Here is a 21,483-nt window from a genome sequence, read left to right on the forward strand (position 1 = left end):
CAAATTAAACTAACTTTTGTTTAAGGTGTATACACATATTGTTTCGGGTTTGTAATATTTGGCAACAACTTAGGCACGCAGGCATGCAACAAATTAAAAGGCTGCCTGTTGCTTCCATAGTGATATTTAAAGCTTTCCCATCTGCCACTATGAACCCAACAGCATCTTTACCAGCCATTGGCCAACCACTTAACCGCGTTGAGGCACGGGCTAAAGTAACTGGAGCAGCCAAATATGCGGCCGAGTATGCATTAAAAAACATGACTTACGGCGTACTGGTAACCAGCACTATTGCCAAAGGTAAAATTGCAGAGATAGACAGTAAAGCAGCCGAGCAGGCGGCCGGTGTGCTACTGGTAATGAGTCACCTGAACAGCCCGCCGGTACCGGGGTATGCTAAAAATCCGGCTTCTAAAATTCCTATATTTTCGGGTAAAGAATTTAAGTTGTTTCAGGACGATATTATTCGCTTTAACATGCAACCCGTAGCATTGGTAATTGCCGAAACGCTGGAACGGGCACAATACGCAGCTGGCTTAGTAAACATCACCTATCAGAAAGAAGACCACCACACCGATATTAAAGATCAATTGGATAAGGCGATCAAGCCAGACAAGCCCTCTGATTACACCAGAGGACAAGCCGACGCCTGGCAAAGCGCACCTGTTAAACTTGACTTGGAATACCGCACCCCTAAACAGGTGCATAACCCTATGGAACCCCATGCTACCACGGCTTATTGGGAAAGCAACGACAAGCTATTAATTTTCAACAAAACGCAGGCCGTAAAAACTACGCAACAGCAGTTCTCACAATATTTTAATCTAAAGCCCGAAAATGTGCAAGTACATGCCCCCTTTGTGGGCGGTGCCTTTGGCGGCTCGTCGCGTATGTGGCCACATGAAATGGCTGCGGTAATGGGCGCTAAAAAGGTAGGCCGACCAGTTAAAGTGGTGGCCGCGCGCGAGCAGGTGTTTAACATGGTGGGCTATCGCCCCTACTCAGTGCAAAAATTCAGGATTGGTGCTAACGCCGATGGCACGTTGGTAGGTATCAGTCATGAGGCTTACGGTTCAACCTCGCAATATGAGCAGTTTACCGAGCGCATTATTGAACCAACCAAATCCATGTACAACTGTGCCAATTTAGAAACTACCTATAAATTGGTACCGCTGGATATGAGCACCCCCTGCCCCGCCCGCGGCCCCGGCGAAACCAGTGGATCATTTGCTATGGAATCGGCCATGGATGAACTGGCTTATGCATTGAAGATGGACCCACTGGCTTTACGACTAAAAAATTTTGCAGATAAGGATTTGATGAAAGATAAGCCATGGTCAAGCAATTACTTAAAAGAATGCTATACTATTGGCGCCGAAAAATTTGGCTGGGCTAAACGCAACGCTCAACCTCGGTCCATGCAAAAAGATGGCATGCTGATGGGCTGGGGAATGGCTGCCGGCATTTACAAAGCCGAGCGTGCACCATCGTCTGGCTATATAAAAATGCTGATGGATGGCAAAGTGATTATACAAAGTTCGGTAGCCGATACCGGGCCGGGCTCGGCCACCATACTCACCCAAATTGCAGCCGATGCTTTAGGGATTAATGTAAGCCATGTAAATGTTGATTGGGGCGATGCTGCTTATCCTTATGCACCGCCACAATATGGCTCGCATACCACTGCTTCGGCCGGGGCCGCTGTACATGATGCAGCAATAGCACTGAAAAAAAAATTTATGGACTTGATTCCATCAGCACCATTAGATGCCAGCATTGATTATATTGGTATACTGAAGCGATATAATCTACCTCAACTTGACGTTACCATTGAATCTAAACCCGGGCCAGAAGCAGAACAGTATTCGGGCAAATCATTTAGTGCGCATTTTGTAGAAGTACTGGTGCATCCAGCTATGGGTATGGTGAAAGTAAACCGTGTAGTGTCGGTTATTGATTCTGGCCGCATCATGAATCATAAAACCGCCCGCAGCCAAGTACTGGGGTCGGTGGTTTGGGGCATTGGCTTGGCGTTAATGGAAGAAGGTATTGTTGACCACCGCTATGGCCGGTATGTAAACAACAACCTGGCCGATTACCATGTACCTGTAAACGCCGACGTACCACAAATTGAAGTACATTTAATAGACAAGCCCGATAATTACCTGAACCCCATGGGTGCGAAAGGGATAGGCGAGATTGGTTTAATTGGCTTTACCGCAGCAGTGGCAAATGCTGTTTACCACGCTACCGGCAAGCGCATTCGGGAGCTGCCTATTACACCAAATAAATTGCTTTAAGTGTATATTTTACGCTAAGCCACCCGCAAAGTGATTTTTTTGTAAAATAATTAATCGGCCTTAGCGCTTTTCTAAAACCTTTTAGCATTAATTTAACCTTGATAAATTATAAACAGAATGTAAACTTCGGGAAAAAAAGTTAGCATTTAATGTGTAAATACTTACTTTTGTAGCTGTAAGTACTATACTTACAATTGTGATAAGGTTTAGGTTGAAAGCCTCCAAGCTGCAAGAGCGAGGAGGCTTTTTCTATTATCCGACGTCTACAATGATCGCATCTATTCTCAATAATTACTTGAGCATTTCAATCTGGATATCTTATTTTTCCTGTTAAATTTTGCCCCTCATTTTAATTCAAATTTTTTTTAACTGCTAGTAGCACATGGTGATCTTTCTGCGTAAGGGTTAATAAATAATTTATTTTCACTATGAGAAAAGCTCAACTATCTATTAAAGGAAAAGCAGGCATAATTGGAATGATGTGCTTGGTAGCCGCCCTGTTTTCTTCTTGTTTAAAAAACCATGATGAAGAATATGTAGCACCGTCAACGGCAAATGTATGGGCAATCAACGCGTCGCCTGGCTCTCAACCTGTTGATTTTTATGTGGATCAAAACAGAGCGTATTCAAATATCCCATATGGCAGTGGCCTGCCGGATTATCTTCAGGTCTATACCGGAAAAAGAACAGCTACTTTTTATGCATCCGGTACACAACAAGTTATTAAATCGGACACGATGACCTTGAAGAAGGATCAGTATTACAGCTTGTTTTTAACAAACTTACCTAGCCAGGCAGAATTTCTTTTAATTCGTGATTCAATTGCACGTCCGGCTACTGGCAAAGCTACTATTCGCTTATTAAATTTGAGTCCTAATGCAGGTGCTGTTGACTTAGTTATTAAGGATGGCGCTTTGTTAGCTTTCAACAAGGGATTTAAAGGATACTCACCTTTTGTACCCGTAAATGGTAACGCTAGTTATACACTCGAGATTCGCCAAACGGGCACCAGTAATGTATTAGCCAGCTTAAGTAATGTACAACTAAACAGTGATGCTTTATACACCATTTGGCTACAAGGTGTAACAGGTGCTACCGACCAAACCAAGCTTACTGCCAAACTGCAAAGCAACGGACATTATTAATAAAATAATCCTTATTCAAAAAAAGCGTCGAATTTGTTTTTCGACGCTTTTTTTGTTTCTTGCTTAACCTTAAGTATTATACTAGGTAAGTTTTAGTTAAACCAAATTGTAAGTCAATACGTTTAAGTAAAAATCTAAAAGCCCCACCATGCAACCAATTACACCGCCGGTACCGGCAAATGAAATGGAAAGGATAATTGAACTTTCGGAGTTCGATTTGGATTATGGCACTTTGCAAGATCAATTTAAGGATCTGACCACTTTAGCCGCTAAAATAGCGGGAACCCATATTTCGCTGGTTAATTTGATTGACAGCTACACCTCGTGGACTATTGCCAACCATGGCCTACCATTAGAACAATATCCACGTGAAGATACGGTATGTCAGTACACCATTGCAGAAGGTGAAAAATTTGAGGTAGAAGATTTATCTGTAGATGACCGGTTTAAAAATAAAGCCTATGTATCTGGCGATCCAAATCTGCGTTATTATTTTGGCATCCCGCTTAAAACCTCATCTGGTTATAATATTGGCTCGCTATGTGTATTTGATACCGAGAGCAAGCCGCTAACGCCCGAGAAGGTAGAAATGCTGAAAATTATTGCCGGTGAAATTGTGAATCGCTTGCAAGTACACAAAATAATTCAAAATTTAAAAAGCAGCGCCACTAATGCACTGGAAAGTAAAAAACGGGTAGCCCATGATATTCGGGGCCCAATTGGCGGTATTATTGGTTTAGCGCGGATTATAAGTGAGCAAGGTGATGAAAACACCATGGAAGAGGTGTTGGAGTTTATAAACTTGATTCACAAAAGCGGCAATTCTATTTTAGAACTAGCCGATGAGATATTAAGTGCTGATGTACCATTAGCAGCATCTGCACCTAAACTTGGAGCCAATGAGTTTAACCAAGTTATGCTAAAAGATAAGCTGGAAAAACTATATACCCCCCAAGCGTTTAACAAGGGAATTGAATTTGTAGTAACAACCAATGCAGACACTGAGGTTATTCCTTTTTCTAAAAACAAGTTGTTGCAAATTATAGGTAACCTGATATCCAACTCCATGAAATTCACACCGATGGGCGGTAAAGTTTCGGTAGAGATGGGTTTAAAAATAGGCACAGATGTAAACCAATTGCACTTTAATGTACAAGACACCGGTGTAGGCATGACAGAAGACAAAGTGAACGCCATATTGCACGGCCAGGGCACCTCAACCAACGGTACCAGCGGCGAACAGGGTTATGGCTTTGGTTTGGCACTGGTAAAGCACTTGGTAGACAGCCTGAAGGGGGAAATGAAAATAAATTCAAGCCCAGGCGAAGGAACTTCGTTTGAAATTTCTATTCCGCAAGTTAAGAACGCATAGTATAAAAATAAGTAAGGGCCGTTTAACAAATGAAATTAGATGGCCCTTACTCATTCCACTTTTAAGCGCTTCTAACTAAAAGATAAATTCCTCCTTGCATTCAAATGAAATTTTTTGGCTTTTAACTTTAGAACTCATCAGCTGTGCTTCGGCTTTCTGCGTAAGGTGAATTGTGGAATTGGATGACCGAAGCATTTTTATCTATTTCAAAAGTCCATTCCGAGGTTTGGTTCGGCTTTTCTGTCCGTACGTCCTCACAGCTAAATGTATAACTCATATCTACCACAACCCTAAAGCTGCCTTTACCCAACTTAGGGTCATAGTTAACCCGGTCTAACTTCATGGAATTTACATCAGGTGATCCATTATGGCGAAATTCTCGCTGAATTTCGTATTTAAGTTCGTTGTAGTTGCTTGAATGATCTGCGAACAACGAATTCAGATAGGCTGTCATATCTGTAGCTGCATCAGGCAACACCTCAACTTTTATTTTTAAATTATTCATTTGCCAAAATATATAAAAACATACTACAAAAAATCGGGCCAACGTTGTTCAGTTTAAAATGAGCTCAAACAAAGAAGGATGCTTTCGCATCCTTCTTTCGTGTAATATTCTAACTAAGTTATACGCTAATTTTTCAAAACCAGATAGCTATATGGCTCCAACTTAATGGTGCTATTCAAAGTTGTTTTAGCACCGGTAAAAGCATCTCTCCAAGTGGTAGCTAATCCAGCAGGCAGAGTAAACGTTAAAGGTATATTTCTTAAGTTTGATATAACCAGTACTTTTTTACCGCCATCTTGTTTGGTGAAAGCACAAACATCATCTGTGGTAAATGAGGTTAGCTTACCACGGCGTATAGCTGTACTTGCATTCCTGAAAGCGATGATTTTTTTATACTCAGCTGTTACATCCGGATTAAGCGTCCAATCCACTTTGGCTGAGGTAAACGGAAAAACTAATCGGTAGGGCAAGCCCACTTCCTGGCCGTTGTAAATCATGGGTACACCTTTCATATAAGCCACAACCACAAAGGCAGCTATTGAACCCTTTTTACCACCAAAAATTTCGACTGCCGATCCATTAGAACCGTTAACATCATGATTAGTTAGATACCTTACTATTTGCTGATCGCCGGTAGCGCCGATGTAATTCTCGTTATTCAAACTGTCTATCACCTTAGCCGATTTACCTTTTTTATAAACGGCCTCCAGGTTTTCAAAAAAAGTAAAGCCGAAATTATAATCAAACCCGGCAGTGTAGTTGCCCGGACGCTTACCTTCAGCCAGCATTAATAGTCGATGGTTAGAAATCTTTTTTAAGGTATCAATAGCCTGTTTCCAAAAATCTACCGGCGGGCCATCTGTATAATCGCAACGGAACCCGTCAATGTTAGCGGAATATATCCAATACTTCATGGCACTAATCATTTCCCGGCGCATATCCTGGTTGTCAAAATTTAACTGGACTACATCATTCCATCCCTGCGGACTAACAATCTTACCAACGGAATCCTGTTTATACCAGTCTTTATGCGTTGTAATCCATGCGTGATCCCACGAGGTATGGTTACCCACCCAATCCAGCAGTACAGCCATCTTTCTTTGATGGGCGCCGTCAACCAATTCTCGCAAATCATTCAATGTACCAAACTCGGTGTTTATAGCCACGTAATCTTTTACACAGTAAGGTGAATTGGCCGTTTTTACAATTCCAACCGGATAAACAGGCATTAAGTATACTACATTAGCGCCTAAAGCTTTGATAGAATCCAAACGGGCAGTAACGCCTTTAAAATTTCCTTCTTTACTAAATGTGCGCATGTTTACCTGATAGATGGTTACATCTCGCCTATCAGGAACATTTTTGTAGGGCTTATTATACTGAGACGGTGTTGAACCTGAGTTTTGTCCGAAGGTTAGGCCGGGACGTATACCAGTTAGCATCAGTATACATACCAGCAGCGTTAGTTTTCTTTTCATGTTTAACGGAAGCCGGGTTATCATTTAATATTCCGGTTGTTAGATAGAATTTATAATATTTAATAGAATTAAGGGCTTATTGAACCAGTACCATATGCTGATAAGGTTGCAAATAAACCTGATTGTTTAACGTAATACTAGTATTCGTAAAAGCGTTTTTCCAGCCAGTTGTTGTTATAGTAGATGGCATGGTATACGTTACCGCTCTGTTACGCAAGTTGGCAATTACTAATACTTTTTGCACTTCGGTTGATTTGGTGAACACAGTCACATCATCACTGCTGAACATGCTTAGCTGTCCGTTTTTCACCGCATCACTGCTTTTTCTGAAATTCAGAATTTTTTTGTATTCGGCTGTCATATCCGGGTTGGTAGTCCAGTCAATCGGATTATGGTAAAAGATATTTAAATCACGCGTAGTACCAACTTCCTGACCATTATAAATCATGGGTACACCTTTCATATAAGCGGTTACCAGGAAGGCTGACATTGATCCGGTTCTACCACCATATAAATTAACAGGACTGCCATCGCTGCTGTACACATCATGATTGGTGATGTATCTGAGCACTTGAGTTACGGGCAATATGCTGGCATACTCGCTAACATTTTCATTTTGCAGCTGCGTAACCGTACCTGCATTAGCAAACACTTTACTTGATAGCGTGGAATAGTAAGACATACCATACACTAAATCAAAACCAGCCTTTGAGTGATCGCTACGGGTACCCTCGGCCAGCATAATCAGTTTATGCGTAGTGATACCTCTCAACGCATCTATGGCCTGCTTCCAGAAATCCATGGGCACGTTATCGGCAAAGTCGCAACGGTAGCCATCAATATTGGTAGTGTACACCCAGTACTGCATGGCATCTATCATGGCGCTACGCATAGCCTGATTGGTAAAATCTAACTGTGCTACGTCTGAGTAATTGGCCGGTGATACGATGTTACCGTTCTGCTGCTTATACCAGTCCTTGTGTTCGGCAATCCAGGCATTATCCCATGAGGTATGATTGGCTACCCAATCCAGCATCACAGCCATACCTTTGGCGTGGGCTGCATCAACCAAAGCGCGCAAATCATCCAGCGTACCAAATTCGGGGTTAACTGCTTTGTAATCTTTCACCGCATAGGGTGACCCTAATCCACCAGCCGATTTCAATACACCAACCGGGTAGGTAGGCATCAGGTATACCACATTAACGCCTAAAGCTTTGATAGAATCCAGGCGGGCGGTAACACCTTTCAAATTGGCATCATTACTAAACGCACGTATATTAACCTGATAGATAATAGCATCCTGCGTAGCCGGCACACTGGCATAAGGTGTTCCGTATTGACTGTAAGGCGATTCTGCCGCCTGATTTTTATCTTTTTTACAAAAGCTAAAAATCGAAACAGCAAAAAATAACAGAACTTTTAAGAGGTATCGTCTGGTTATAAATTTCATATAAATGAGGTTGAATCAGGCAGTGCAAACACTGCCTGATATTTAATTTTTCTTCAGCTTGTAATTGTAGTTGGTTGGGTCGTGCAGGTCTAATGTGATGGTATAATTTCCGCTTGTAGGTACGGTAATGTTGCCAATGGCTGCGTTGTAACCGTATACCGGGCTATCAGCGTAAGCCAGTTTACCGTTAGCGTCTATACCAAAATCAATCACCCAGGCATTATTGGCCCTGAATTTAAATGATCCGGTTGATACGATATCGGCAGTAACCGTCCACACCTTGTTAGATGCATCGTATTTCAACTGCGTATCACTGCTCCAGCCACCTGGGGTAGCATCGCCAATAATAGACCATGTAGTTTTGGCGTAGGTCCAGGTGTTGGTATTTAAATTAGCCGAAAGCTCGTAATAGCCCGGCTCGGGTACCACCAAATCTCCGGCTAAGCCATCGGTAGTTAAAGTGCCGTTACCGCCATCACCATAGTTGATATGGTTCCAATCCGGCGCGCTGGTAAACTTAAAGTGATTAGTACCGCCAGAAGGTATATTAATATAGCCATCGTAAATTTTATCAGCCTGAACAGCTGCAATGGTAGGTGCTGTTGCCGGGCTCCAACCCTGATAATCGCCCGGAACGTATAATACAGGGTAGGCAACCACAGTTTTATGTGGCGTTACGTTTACCGTAACCGCTTTTGAGTAAGCATATCTATCTTGATAGGCCTGTACCCTAAACACCAGCTTGCCTTGTGTACCTGCTGTAAGCCCCATAGCCATGGCCATGTTATTTAAGTCTGTGCCTTTGTAAGATTTGCTTAAAACATCTTTGCCTAAAGCAATGCTGGTTGCGCCAGCCCAGGCATTTGTACCCACCGTGTCGGTTGGCACATCTGCCTGTAGTGTATAGGTTACAGATGCTTTAACCGGATAAACTACTGCAGGCCATGAAAGCGTAACCACCGACGAGGTATCATTGGCCGTGGTAAGTGCCACCGACGAAGTAGACGCTTGCAGTGAACCGCTAAAAGATACCGGCTGCAAGGTGGTTAACTCGGCATTCTTTTTACACGCGGTATTAAAAAGGATGCCTAATAAAAATATACTGTATATTATTTTTTTCATCACAAAGCAGGATTAATAACCGGGATTCTGTTTTAAATTCGGGTTGGCGTTAAGCGCACTGATTGGTATAGGGAATAGCCTGTGAGTAGTAGGAATAGCTGATGTAACTAATTCACGTGCATCTTCAAAATGACCAAATCTGATCATATCCTGCCTGCGATGGCCTTCAAATACCAGCTCAAAGCCCCTTTCATCGTAAATGTTATCCAGCGTTACAGAAGTTAAATCTGTTAATCCGGCCCGTTCTCTAACTTTGTTGATAAATGGTAAAGCCGCTGACGCGTTGCCTAAACGTACATTACATTCAGCCTGCATCAATAGCAAATCGGCATACCGGTATATGGGGAAATCGTTTGATGCACCGCTGGCGTCAACCGGCGCGGCAGGGAAAAACTTAACATCTCTGATACCATCATTAGGCGCGGCTCCCGGCGAAATAAGCGACGAAACAGTAGGATTATAAGTAGTGTTGCCCTTAGCCTGCTGCCCTACTAGAAACTGATTACGTCTGATATCATTTGTGTTGAACTTGCTGTAAAACTGATTCATAATAATGGTACCATTCCAGCCATTGTAACCAATGAGCGCCATGCCATTAGCACTGTTTAAACTTCGGATACCATAGATGTTGCCGCTTACAACGTTCTCTTTTAAATAGAGTGCCATGATAGTTTCATCGTCCGGGCACACATCGCCAAAAAGCTCGAAATAAGAGTACCCCAGCGGACTAGCTGCATTAGCGCTGCCAGCATGCAAAGTAAACCCACCTGATGCTACTTTATCACAGGCAGCCAAAGCCTCGGCCCAGGCAGGCGTACCAATATAAACGCCGGCATTTAGGTATACTTTAGCCAAAAACATGTATCCGGCCCATTTATTAAAACGACCATAATAGGCGCCGCCTCTTGTTTCAGAAAGCAAGTCAACATTAGCTTTTAATTCAGATACAATGAAATTGTAGATGGTTGCACGTTTGGTTTGTGCAATTTTAGATACATCGGTATTGTTATCTGTGTAAAAAGGCACATCGCCAAAATCATCCATCAACAAGTAGTAAAACCATGCACGCAGCACCTTAGCCTCTGCAATTTTAGACGGATCGGCGTTAGCTGATGTCAACTGTGCAACAGCTAGGTTAGCGCTGTAGATAGACGAATACAGCCAGTTCCATGTGTTACTAATAAGCCCTAAACTAGGCTGGTAGGTATGGGTGTATAACTGAGCAAAATCAAGCTGCCAGTCGCCGGTGTTACGGTGAGGTATCACCTGATCATCGGCCACAAAGGTATTCAAATCATACCAGCAGTTATCGCGGCCGGCATAATTGCTACCCCAGGTACCTGCAATTTTTCCATAAACGGTAGCCAGTGCATTATCAGCACCTGCAGGCGTGGCATAAAATTCGTCCGACTGGTATTTGTCGTATACATTTTCATCAACCTTAGTGCAGCTAACGGCAGCAAGGCTTAACATAAAAATGATTGTTAATATTTTTTTCATGATCGTATTATTTGAAAATAACATTCAATCCTACAGAGAAGGTGCGGTTACGTGGATAGATTCCATAATCGCCGCCTGATAGGTTCGAACCCACCAATTCTGGGTCGAGGCCCTTGTATTTGGTTATTAACGCTAGGTTTTGGCCGGTTAACGACAGGCGCAAAGCGTTAACGAATTTCACATTGCGTAAATTGAACCGGTAACCTAGAGATAAATTTTGCCACCTTAAATAAGCACCGTTTTCTAACCAAAGATCTGAGCTGTATTGGGTTGATTCGATGCCTAATGGGATAGCACTTTGCAGCACATTTGATTTGCCTAAGTATTGAAGTATACTAAATTGCTGACGCAGACCATTGTAAATTTTATTACCGCCCGAACCACGCCACACCATAGATACATCAAAATTTTTGTAAGTAAAGCTAGGCGTAAACGCGTAATTATACTTAGGTAACGATTGCCCTGCCTCTACCCTGTCCGGACTCCTGTCGCTAGGGTCTACCGTTCCGTCTCCATTCTGGTCAACATAGGTTTCAGCATTGTTGGCGTCTTTACCCTGATGCTGTAAAATGCGGTAGGTGCCTACCGGCTTTCCAACCAGTAGATAAGCGTTTGAACCTAAGCTTACATAATCGGTAGGTACATCGTAGCCTTGTATATTGCCACCTAAACTTAACACCTTATTTTTTAACAGCGTTCCGTTACCGGCAAGGGTTAATCGGGTATTTTTCCCCCTAATCACATCGTAGCTTAACGTTAGTTCCAATCCGCGATTTTGTAAACTACCTACGTTTGCCAGTATGTTGCCTACTAAAAACGGCCCCTGCACAGGTACGGTGTAATTATATAATAGGTTATCGGTATTGGCCGTAAATACGTCTACTGTACCGGTAAGTCTGTCGTCCATAAAGCCAAAGTCTATACCTGCGTTGGTTTGCTTTTTGGTTTCCCATTTTAAGTTAGGGTTGGCATTTTGGCTGGCCGAGTAGTTTGGTATTAATGAGCCGCCGAAATAAACGGTAGGACTGGTAGGATTTAGCCCAACCAATGCAATGGAGTTTTGCGGACCTATACCTTGCTGATTACCGGTAACGCCATACCCCACTCGCAGCTTCAGGCTACTGAAGATGTGCTGGCTCTTCATAAAATCTTCCTGATCTATACGCCATGCTAATGATGCAGACGGGAAATTAGCCCACTTGTTATTAGCCCCAAAAACAGTTGCCCCATCACGTCTGAAACTTGCCGTTAACAGGTACCGGTTGTGATACGAATAGTTAATTCTTCCTAAAAACGAAACCAGACTCCTGTCATTTTTGTAAGATGACACGTCACCTGTTTGCGCATTAGCCAGTGTACCTAATTGTAAGGCGTTGTAAGTAGCAATATCATTAATAAACCCGCGGGCTGCCGAATAACTGCCGTTATAGGTTTGCCGCTGCCACTCATAAACTACGGTAGCATCAAAGTGATTTAAGCCAAAATCGCGCTTGTACGTTAAATTGATATCCATCAACCTTTCATCCACATGGTCATTGTTGATGTGCGCCTGGCCATTATAGCTCACGGCACTGGTAAGGGTAGATGCTGCTGGCGCATAATAACCATTATTAGAATCTCTTTTACGCCAGCTGCCAAACCAACCTGCTGATAGGCCTTTGTATATTTCCAAATCGGCCCGCAAACTGCCAAACAGGTTGTTGATGTGGTTATCATTGCTTACCGTTTGTGCAACCGCGTAGGGATTGACATATTGAAACACATTCGGGTCTACATAGTAACTACCGTTTGTGTTAAATACCGGGTCGGTTGGCCGGGAGACATAGGCCTGACTAATTAAATTTGACGTAAAGGCAGCGTTACCTACACCTGTTGGACTGTAAGTGTAATCGTTAACACCACTGTTTAAATTCATAGTAAGGGTAAGCCGGTTATCCAATGCCTTTTGCGATGCTGTAATTCTGCCGATGTAGTTGCTGAATTTTGAATTGATAACCGTACCGGTTTGGCTGATTGCCGTTAATGACGCCCGATAATTGAAGCCATTTGCACCGCCACCAAAAGCCAGGGAATAGTTTTGAGTATAACCGTTACGGGTAAGCAGGTTATACCAATCGGTATTGGAACCGTGGTTGGCCGATACATCTACACCTTGGGCGTTTGCCTGTTGTGTCCATTGGTCGGCACTCAGCAGTTGTAGTTTTTTTGCAATTACATCAATAGATGAATTCTCAGTATACTCTACCGTAGTTGTACCGGCTGCCGATTTTTTAGTAGTAACGATGATGACACCCGGCGCACCGCGTGAACCGTAAATAGCTGTGGCCGAAGCATCTTTTAAAATGTCGACGGATGCAATTTCACTTGGCGGAACTTGGTTAAATAAGTCCATATTACCTTGAACACCATCTACCACCACCAGCGGATCGTTGCCGCCTTGCAGTGAAGTGATACCGCGTATACGTACCGTTGGTGCCGTGCCTGGCTCGCTGCCACTTTGCGTAATATCAACACCGGCTGCTTTGCCTTCTAACTGTTGCAACGGGTTGGTGATGGGGCCCGGATTTAAATCTTTACTTCCAACGTTAGAAACCGAACCGGTTAAATCAGATTTGCGGGCAGTACCATACCCCACTACAACCACATCTGTAAGCGACCGTGAATTGGGCTTTAACTGTACTGTAGCCGACTGGCCTTGTGTAATTGCTTTTTCGGTAACATCGTAACCTACAAAGCTAACCGAAATGGTAACCGATGCCTGTGCAATATTACGGATAGTAAACGCTCCGTTGTTATCGGTTACGGTTGATTGGCCGGTTTCTTTTACACGCACCGTAGCTCCCGGCAAAGGCTGATTAGTTTCATCAAGCACTCTTCCGGTAAACACATTCTGCGCAAATGAAGATAGCGCACAAAAGAAAAACAGCATGGCCAGGCCATACTTAAATAAGTAAATTTTGTTCATTTAATACGGTTTTAATTGGTAAAAAGCATTTGGCTCAATTCTAGAAAATAGCCATGCTCAAAAATACTAGCGAGACTAGCATTACAACAAGTTGCGAAAGGCCGTATATTGAAAATACAAACAAGCTAAACAAGACAATCTACTAGTAATCAATGTATTACCAAACAACATTAGTGCCTGATATATAGATAATTATAGTATCTATATATGCAGGTAAGCTACCTTTCACAGGTATTTAAGATTGACTGTAGAGATTAACTTACTTAAAACGAGTGTTACTGAAGTAATTTTTAGTGACCAATATCTACTACTTCTTTTACGGCTTTTATATGCGTAATTCGGCTTTCAAATTCGTCGTTAGGAACAAAAGATCTGTTCTTGACTTTCGTTTTGTAGGTGTAAATGGTGTTGACAGAGTAGTTTAGAATTTTGGCAATACTGTCGTTATCATCAATGCCCAGCCTGATGAGCGCAAAAATACGAAGTTCGGTATTCAGCAGGTGCCCATCGTTTAGTTTAATGCGATGTCCTTCATCAAATAGCGCATTAAAATCTTCCACAAAGTTTGGGAACAACGACAGGAACACTTTATCGAAACTATGCGACAGGTTTTCGCGCTCAAAATTTGTATTCAGCTTTTGCAGGATGTGTAACACTTCACTGTAGCTTTTGTCTTTAATGTTTTTTTCGATTGTACGCTTCAACCGGTCAATCCGTTCAATGTAATCAGAGTGAATATTGAAAAAGTAGCCGATATACTCGTCCTTTATCATGTTTACCTCGTCCAGCTTCAAGTTCATTTTGGACAAGGAACGGTTGGCGGAATCCAGGTTGGTATTAACCTGCAATAAGGCTTTATTGGCCTCATTTAAATCGTTGTTTTTGTTAATAATTTCCTGATCGGCTATTCTCAGTTTTTTAAGCTGCTTAAGCGTGATGAATGCAAAAACAATTACTACGATAATGAGGAAAGTAATTGTGGAAGCATAGATGATTAACGATTTTTTCTGCTTTTCTATGCCGTTAATCTTTTCACTCTCAATAAGCGGCATAATATTGCTGATAGCCGCCTCGCGATGACGGGCCCCATAATAATTGGCATCGGCAATGGCATTGTTAATGTAATTAAAAGCGGCCTTGGTATTACCTTGCTCGTAATAATAATTGGCCAGGTTCGTTAAGGCTACCGACTCTTTAGTGGAATGTGCATTGTCAATAAGTGCAGCCTTAATTAAAGCTGATGCTCCTTCCTCGTTTTTTTTGAGACGGAAGTATATATAACTTAAACAACTTAAGTTAATGGCGCTATCTTGATATGATTGGGGTATTTTAAGTATTTGTTTGTAAGCACTTAATGCCGACAGGTGATTTTCTTTACGAATAGATTTTAAGCCGATAGCCGATAACGACTCGTAAGAACCAACAGGCCAACGGGTAATGATAGAATCGCAGTATTGTATCCCTTTTGAATAATAGTTGTTATAGTAATCTTTGATTTTGTAAAAATCGGCCATATCAAAATAACTTCTGGCCTGCAGAAAAAGATACTCGTAACGCTGCGTTTGATTTAGATAGCTGGCTTTTACGGAGTTTAAGGTATCCAGCCCTTCTCTGAATAATCCGGCGGATACTAGCACAAAGCTCATGTTTATCCTGGCTTCGTTTATTTTTACCGGGTCGTTTAATTGATGCGCACAGTTGTTGAGCGCTTTACAATACACATAAGCCGAATCATGAACAAAAGATTTATAAGCGTTAAATAACAGCTTATAGCTTGCGTATCGGCCGTTAAGTGAGTTAAAATCAGCAGCAAGACGCTTTTTTAAACTTTTAATTTCCTGAAGTTTTTCTTGCTCGTACTGCCGTTTACTGTCCAACTCTTTATTCAAAACCTTTTGTAAACTATCGGACTTTTCAGCAGCTTTTAACTCATCTGCCAAAAAAAACTGAACAAGAGCCGAAATCAGCAAAATGAATAGAATAGATTTCAACTTACTACAGCTTGGCATACGTACAATTAAGCGTGGAAAAATTCTTTGTTTACAATTGGAAAGGTAAAAGTACTATTCTGCTTTTACAATCATAAAAATATTTAACCGTCTGGCTGTAAGTAGTCTGGACCGAGATGTTGCTTATTGATTTGCCGAGGCTACGCATCTGAACCCCAAATGCTCCATACCGCTATCTTCTGTACTTTTCATCCGGCGACTCACTCTAAAGCCAGAGCAATAGCTATCGTTACACAAAAAAGAACCGCCCCTAATAACACGTTTAACGGCGTAAGGCTCTTCGGGATCATAGCTTTTTAATGGCCCTTGGGGGTTATTTGCAGACGTTTGTTTATAATAACCGGCATTGTAATAATCCTGGCACCACTCCCAAACATTTCCTGCCATATCATACAAACCATACCCGTTAGCCTGAAAAGAAGCTATTGGCGCTAAACGGTAATAACCATCCTGAATAGTATTATGGTATGGGAACTGGCCCTGCCAGATATTAGCTTTTAGCTTACCTGCGTTCACCGGCTCGTTACCCCAGGGATAGATGTTGTTTCTCAGTTTGCCGCGGGCTGCCCACTCCCATTCTGCTTCGGTAGGCAGGCGCTTACCAGCCCATTTGCAGTAAGCCGCAGCATCCTGCCAAGACACTTGTACCACCGGGTAATTATCTTTGCCGTTTATACTGCTACCGGGTCCTTGCGGATGTCGCCAGTTTGCACCTTGCTTCCATTCCCACCACTGGCTGTAGTCGGCTAAATTAACAGGAGTTTTAGTAGCTTTAAACACCAGCGAGGCGGGTGCCAGCTCGCTGTCAGGAAGTTTAGGCGTGCCGGGTGGTAGTTGTTTTTTTAGTTCCTCCCAATCTACCTTCTTTTCGGCTGTGGTAATATAACCGGTAGCCTTTACAAAACGGGTAAACTGGGCGTTGGTTACTTCTGTTTTATCCATCCAAAAACCATAAACTTTTACGGTGTGCTTGGGGTATTCGTCTTCCATAGCCTGATGGTTATCGCCCCCCATTTGGTAACTGCCGCCGGGAATCCATTGCATACCTGCATGAGTGGCTAACACATTAGGCTTCCTTAACGAACTTTCGTTTTCGCCAGCCGACAGGCTTGCAAAACGCTTGGGTAAATTACTTTCGCAACAAATAGCTGCTTTTTTGGCATGAGAAAACACAGTAGTCTTTTGCACTTTAGCCGGCTTTGGTTTGCAGCCCCAATACATGTTAATGCTTAAAGCAAGCAGAAATATAATTATTAGTCTATACAAATACATGTTTATATGCCCAACGTCTTTCTACCACAGCAATTTTCTTTGCAATAAGATATTGCTAAGCCGGAAAGATAAAACTAAAAAATGGAACCTTTTGAGTTCCATTTTTAGTTTGTTGTAAGATAGGTTTGTTAGCGTTTCTCTAATTTATCATCAAGTAGTTTGATGTAATAACCACCTACCACGCTTCGTGCCTGGAAACCAATCATTTTACCGTCTTTGGTTTCGTGCCAGTCGCTCATCGGAACCCTTGACGGGGTTTCGGTAGCATATTTATAAACCGGCTTTATCAAGTCCTCAAAATCAGATTGCTTGCGGCTTAGGGTAGCCGTCCAGGTAATCCAGTCAGATTTGGTATAGGTTTTACGGCTATCCAGTGGTAAGCCATAAGGATTTTGCTTGGTTAAATAATAATCAATCTCTTTATTGTAAACCTCCTTAGGGAACAATTTTAAGCCTAAAATTTTATCCCAAACTAAATTATACTTTTGGCTCCAGGTATCTTTACGCTCAAATACCAGCGAGTAGTGATCGCCTGCATCGGCCAACTCCATCCACTTTTTGGCCATGTTGCGTGCTTCGTTATAGTATTGCTGAGACACCTCTTTGTAGCCCAATTGCTCGGCCAAATCAGCGTAACAACCAATAGCCACAATAGCTTTAACCGACAAGTTTGCATTGCGGGCCAAGTGACCGGCAAAGTCATCGGTACATAATTGGTTAGACGGGTCTAAACCTGCTTCTAACAGGTATTTAGCCCAGGTAGTTAATACTTTCCAATGTGCTTTGGCATAATCGGCCTTGTCTTCCGCATGAGCAATGGCATCTGTTAAAATCAGCATATTACCCGCTTCTTCAACCGGCATATCCTCACCATAAGTTTGACCATTGGCCAATGGATAAGTACCTAAATCGTGTGCTGCAAAAGGCTTGGTCCATTTACCACTTTCGCTATAATAGAAGATACCATTCAACATTCCTTCCATTAACTTGGGATTGTAAAGCAGAAACAGTGGTGCCGATGGGTAAGTTACGTCTACAGTATTGATAGAACCGTTGCTGAAGTTTTCTTTAGATAAGAACAGCAACTCGCCGCTTGGCGCTTTCACCAGTTGGTGGGCCGCAATAGCCTGGCGGTAAGCCATTACACACAAACGGGCATACTCTTCGCCGCCTGATTTTTTAGTGTCTTTGTAAACCGATTCGTCAAAAGCTTTACACTTTGCCATTACATTTTTATATTCGGTTGCTGCTGCTGCCAACTCCGTGTTGATGGTAGCGCCTTTTGCAGTTTTCCAGTAAGGTTGCAGGTTCTGCTTAAAGTATTGAACCGAATACAAATCATCATAACCCAGCATCAAATAACTTTCTACAGCTGTTTTGCCTACCTTGGCCAACGGCAACACGGTATTTAAAACACCTTGCTTACCTTTGGTAAAGGTAGATTTGTAGTTACCCACAAAAAACGAGTTAACCGACTCGGCACTTTGCGTGATGTACTGCACCGGGCGTTCGCTTTGCGGAGCAGCCAGGTACATGTATCCCCAGTCAATCCGTAAATCGTCACCTTTCTTTTGCAACACAGGCTGCTCGGTGGTACCGGCTTTGAGTACCGCTAAATTACCGCTGGTATATTTTTGTGCAGCTACTTGCTGAGTAGACTTATTTACCGCAATATCTGTTGATGCGCCGAAATAAATTTTAACGTCGTGCTGTTTACCATCATTAGCCTTGGCTTTGTAAGTAATGTAAGATACAGGCCTTGAGAACAGTTTTAAATCGTTCATCAATAAAGGCGAAGTAAATGTTAATCCCAAATCAACGGTTCCGCATTTAAACTGATAGGTAGTTTGCGTAGCACTCACGTTCACACTCAACTGCCGGGCAGCTTGTATACGGTTAGCTAATTTTACCTTCAACAAATCCAGCAAGCCAACATCTAATGATGCACCACCCGCAGTATTTGTACAATGAATGGCTAATACGTTTTTCCCCTTTTTAAGTAGTTTTTTAAACTCAGCTTTTAGCGGAATTAGTTCATAATCATGTGTCCAACCTGTTTTCTTATAAACTTCAGTTCCGTTTAAATATACTTCGGTATTGTCATCATGATCCAGTTTCAAAACCAGCTGATTAACATCCAAATCAGTTAATGTAAACTCGCGGCGAAGCCAGATATTTTTGATGAACTTGGTACGTTTTCCGTCGTTGGCATCACCAAAAGGGCCGGTTCCTGCCGTCCAGGCGTTATCGTTGTAACTGGCGTTGCTCCAGCCGGCAGATGGCTCTTTTTCTGTAAATCTGCACTGATAAGGCTTTTCATCTGACGCTGCGGCCAGCGTTTTATAATGATTTACCTCTTTGCCTAAAAAACGGTAAACGTTTTTATCTACACTAATCAATCCCAGTAAGGGTTGGTCGGTACCGGTCCAGTGTTTGGTAATCTCGGCATTCAACGTATCTGTGTTTGACCAGATGCTTAAATAAGTATTGTGTGTAATAAGCGGATACGCCGGCAACTTAGTTACCTGCGCCTTTGCGCCACCAAAGCAACTTGCCAATAGTGCTGCTGCTAAGACGGGAATTTTGAAACATTTCATGTTTTACTGATATGATGAGTTTATAACTTTTATGATAACGTGCTTATTCTGATTTGTTGCGACCTGGCTTCGGAAATACACGATGTGTATCGGCCCATTGGCGCCATAACAACTTTAGTTCTTTCACTTTTTGTGGATTTTGCTGAGCCAAATCCATTGTTTCGGTTTTATCCTGCGTTAAATTGTACAAATGCCATGTGGTGTCATTGCTAAGTGACACCAGCTTCCAATTGCCCTGACGGGCATAACGGGCACCGAAATGTTCGTTAAACAAATCTTCGTGCCCCTTGCTGTTAACGCCTTTAAACGACGGCATCAAACTGGTACCGGTAGTGGGTGTTATTTGATGACCTTTGTATTTAGATGGATATTGCGCACCGGCCATTTGTACAAACGTGCTCATAAAATCCATCACATGCCCTACATGGTTGCTGTATCCTCCCCTTTTTACCGAAATCCCCTTAGGCCAAAAGGCAACCATAGGTGTGTGGATGCCACCTTCGTATGATTCGGCTTTCCAATACTCGTACGGCGTATTAGCCACATTAGCCCAACGCGCTCCTATAGATGAATATGTAGTTTCGGGACCAGGTAACGCCTGCTTTTTGGTAGCATACACAATGGCTCGGCCATCGCGGGTTTCGTTAGGCCGGTCAAAGCCCGGTCCGTAAGCCGCACAATTTTCGGCACTGGCACCGTTATCGGTTAAAAATACGATTAAGGTATTATCCAGCTGTCCGGTTTGCTTTAAGGCGTTGATGATACGGCCAATTCCTTGGTCCATACAATCAATCATGGCAGCATGCACGGCCATCGCCAGGGCATCCCAATCTTTGTCTGGATTATTGGCCCAGCTTAAGTCACTATTCCATCTATCAGACAGTTTTGTGGTTGCCGGATTGATTAAACCCATTTGCACCATCCTGTTGTAACGGGCTTTGCGAATAGCATCCCACCCTGCCTTATAGGTATCTTTATATTTGGCTATGTCCTGAGGCTTTGCCATTAAAGGCCAATGCGGCGCATTTTCGGCCACGTATAAAAAGAATGGCTTGTCAGACTTAGCGTATTCTTTAATGTATGATACCGCTGTATCGTTAATAGCATCGGTATGGTAATAGTTTTTAGGCACCTTGGTTATAGGCTTGGTACCGCTTACCAAACTAAACGGATCATAGAAATCGACCACGCCCCAAATGGTGCCAAAAAACTTTTCGAACCCACGGCTGGTTGGATATTGGCTTATAGGCGAAAACTCACAGAACTCTTTATGATGATTCAGCCAGTCCATTTGCTCCTGCGGGGTTGGACGCCCGTTGGTATTAGAAACATGCCATTTGCCCGACATGGCTGTATGATAACCGGCAGATTTTAACACCTCGGCCAGTGTAACCGCATTATCGGTAAGGTATCCGCGGTAGCCTGGTTCGTCTTCGGCATCCGTCATTTTACCAATGCCTGCCTGGTGGTTGTACAACCCGGTAAGCAAAGAAGCGCGGGTGGGGCAACAACGCGACGTGTTATAAAATTGAGTGTACCGTATTCCATTTTTTGCCAGATAATCAATATTGGGAGTATGGATCTCGCTACCGTAACAACCGATATCCGAAAACCCCATATCATCTGCCAGGATAACTACAATATTAGGCTTTTTTGTTTTCGGAGGCGTTAGCGTATTATGCTTTTTAAAAGCACCTAATATACCTACACATGCGAGGGCAATTAAACAGCCCGATCCATAAACAACTTTTTTCATAGGATTAAT

General features: G+C 42.7%; 13 protein-coding genes. 3 read left to right on the plus strand and 10 right to left on the minus strand.

The genetic code is table 11. The features are described 5' to 3' along the window. The first annotated feature begins 83 nt into the window (after positions 1-83). The 3 genes from GPM24_RS11150 (at position 84) to GPM24_RS11160 (ending at position 4,817) form a co-directional block, all read left to right on the plus strand. On the plus strand, positions 84-2,300 hold the full coding sequence (locus GPM24_RS11150; RefSeq protein ID WP_233268797.1) for a xanthine dehydrogenase family protein molybdopterin-binding subunit: 2,217 nt from the start codon (positions 84-86) through the stop codon (positions 2,298-2,300). Between the two features lie 428 nt (positions 2,301-2,728). After that, complete coding sequence (locus tag GPM24_RS11155) at positions 2,729-3,445, plus strand: DUF4397 domain-containing protein (protein WP_158826831.1); 717 nt, start codon at positions 2,729-2,731, stop codon at positions 3,443-3,445. 148 nt (positions 3,446-3,593) lie between these two features. Beyond that, a complete protein-coding gene (locus GPM24_RS11160; protein WP_158826832.1) occupies positions 3,594-4,817 on the plus strand; it encodes a GAF domain-containing sensor histidine kinase in 1,224 nt (407 codons plus the stop codon). 127 nt (positions 4,818-4,944) lie between these two features. Here GPM24_RS11160 and GPM24_RS11165 read toward each other — a convergent pair whose 3' ends face one another. From GPM24_RS11165 to GPM24_RS11210, 10 genes are all read right to left on the minus strand, one after another. After that, the gene (locus GPM24_RS11165; RefSeq protein WP_158826833.1) at positions 4,945-5,322 is read right to left on the minus strand and encodes a hypothetical protein; all 378 of its coding nucleotides are present in this window, start codon (positions 5,320-5,322) and stop codon (positions 4,945-4,947) included. Between the two features lie 125 nt (positions 5,323-5,447). Further along, positions 5,448-6,800, minus strand: a complete 1,353-nt coding sequence (locus GPM24_RS11170; RefSeq protein WP_158826834.1) for an alpha-amylase family glycosyl hydrolase — start codon at positions 6,798-6,800, stop codon at positions 5,448-5,450. Positions 6,801-6,876: 76 nt separating this feature from the next. Continuing rightward, positions 6,877-8,253 (minus strand): alpha-amylase family glycosyl hydrolase, encoded by a 1,377-nt coding sequence (locus GPM24_RS11175; RefSeq protein ID WP_158826835.1) that lies wholly within the window; start codon positions 8,251-8,253, stop codon positions 6,877-6,879. Between the two features lie 42 nt (positions 8,254-8,295). Then, positions 8,296-9,375: a SusE domain-containing protein gene (locus GPM24_RS11180; RefSeq protein ID WP_158826836.1), complete on the minus strand. Its 1,080-nt coding sequence runs from the start codon at positions 9,373-9,375 to the stop codon at positions 8,296-8,298. A gap of 12 nt (positions 9,376-9,387) precedes the next feature. After that, positions 9,388-10,875 carry a RagB/SusD family nutrient uptake outer membrane protein gene (locus GPM24_RS11185; RefSeq protein ID WP_158826837.1) on the minus strand — a complete coding sequence of 496 codons (1,488 nt, stop codon included), beginning with the start codon at positions 10,873-10,875 and terminating at the stop codon, positions 9,388-9,390. Positions 10,876-10,882: 7 nt separating this feature from the next. Further along, positions 10,883-13,840, minus strand: coding sequence for a SusC/RagA family TonB-linked outer membrane protein (locus GPM24_RS11190; protein ID WP_158826838.1), 2,958 nt, complete (start codon positions 13,838-13,840; stop codon positions 10,883-10,885). Positions 13,841-14,130: 290 nt separating this feature from the next. Then, positions 14,131-15,831 carry a SusR family glycan utilization regulator gene (gene susR, locus GPM24_RS11195; RefSeq protein WP_158826839.1) on the minus strand — a complete coding sequence of 567 codons (1,701 nt, stop codon included), beginning with the start codon at positions 15,829-15,831 and terminating at the stop codon, positions 14,131-14,133. A gap of 141 nt (positions 15,832-15,972) precedes the next feature. After that, a complete protein-coding gene (locus GPM24_RS11200; RefSeq protein ID WP_233268799.1) occupies positions 15,973-17,037 on the minus strand; it encodes a formylglycine-generating enzyme family protein in 1,065 nt (354 codons plus the stop codon). A gap of 212 nt (positions 17,038-17,249) precedes the next feature. Further along, positions 17,250-19,718, minus strand: a complete 2,469-nt coding sequence (locus GPM24_RS11205) for a glutaminase family protein (protein ID WP_158826841.1) — start codon at positions 19,716-19,718, stop codon at positions 17,250-17,252. A gap of 43 nt (positions 19,719-19,761) precedes the next feature. Further along, positions 19,762-21,474, minus strand: a complete 1,713-nt coding sequence (locus GPM24_RS11210; RefSeq protein WP_158826842.1) for an arylsulfatase — start codon at positions 21,472-21,474, stop codon at positions 19,762-19,764. Between the last annotated feature and the right edge of the window lie 9 nt (positions 21,475-21,483).

It is taken from the genome of Mucilaginibacter lacusdianchii, assembly GCF_009770985.1.
Classification (GTDB): Bacteria; Bacteroidota; Bacteroidia; order Sphingobacteriales; family Sphingobacteriaceae; genus Mucilaginibacter; species Mucilaginibacter lacusdianchii.

Coding starts and splice junctions, on each gene's coding strand:
- GPM24_RS11150 (WP_233268797.1), top strand. CDS start 84: ATGCAACAAATTAAAAGGCTGCCTGTTGCTTCCATAGTGATATTTAAA.
- GPM24_RS11155 (WP_158826831.1), top strand. CDS start 2,729: ATGAGAAAAGCTCAACTATCTATTAAAGGAAAAGCAGGCATAATTGGA.
- GPM24_RS11160 (WP_158826832.1), top strand. CDS start 3,594: ATGCAACCAATTACACCGCCGGTACCGGCAAATGAAATGGAAAGGATA.
- GPM24_RS11165 (WP_158826833.1), bottom strand. CDS start 5,322: ATGAATAATTTAAAAATAAAAGTTGAGGTGTTGCCTGATGCAGCTACA.
- GPM24_RS11170 (WP_158826834.1), bottom strand. CDS start 6,800: ATGAAAAGAAAACTAACGCTGCTGGTATGTATACTGATGCTAACTGGT.
- GPM24_RS11175 (WP_158826835.1), bottom strand. CDS start 8,253: ATGAAATTTATAACCAGACGATACCTCTTAAAAGTTCTGTTATTTTTT.
- GPM24_RS11180 (WP_158826836.1), bottom strand. CDS start 9,375: ATGAAAAAAATAATATACAGTATATTTTTATTAGGCATCCTTTTTAAT.
- GPM24_RS11185 (WP_158826837.1), bottom strand. CDS start 10,875: ATGAAAAAAATATTAACAATCATTTTTATGTTAAGCCTTGCTGCCGTT.
- GPM24_RS11190 (WP_158826838.1), bottom strand. CDS start 13,840: ATGAACAAAATTTACTTATTTAAGTATGGCCTGGCCATGCTGTTTTTC.
- GPM24_RS11205 (WP_158826841.1), bottom strand. CDS start 19,718: ATGAAATGTTTCAAAATTCCCGTCTTAGCAGCAGCACTATTGGCAAGT.
- GPM24_RS11210 (WP_158826842.1), bottom strand. CDS start 21,474: ATGAAAAAAGTTGTTTATGGATCGGGCTGTTTAATTGCCCTCGCATGT.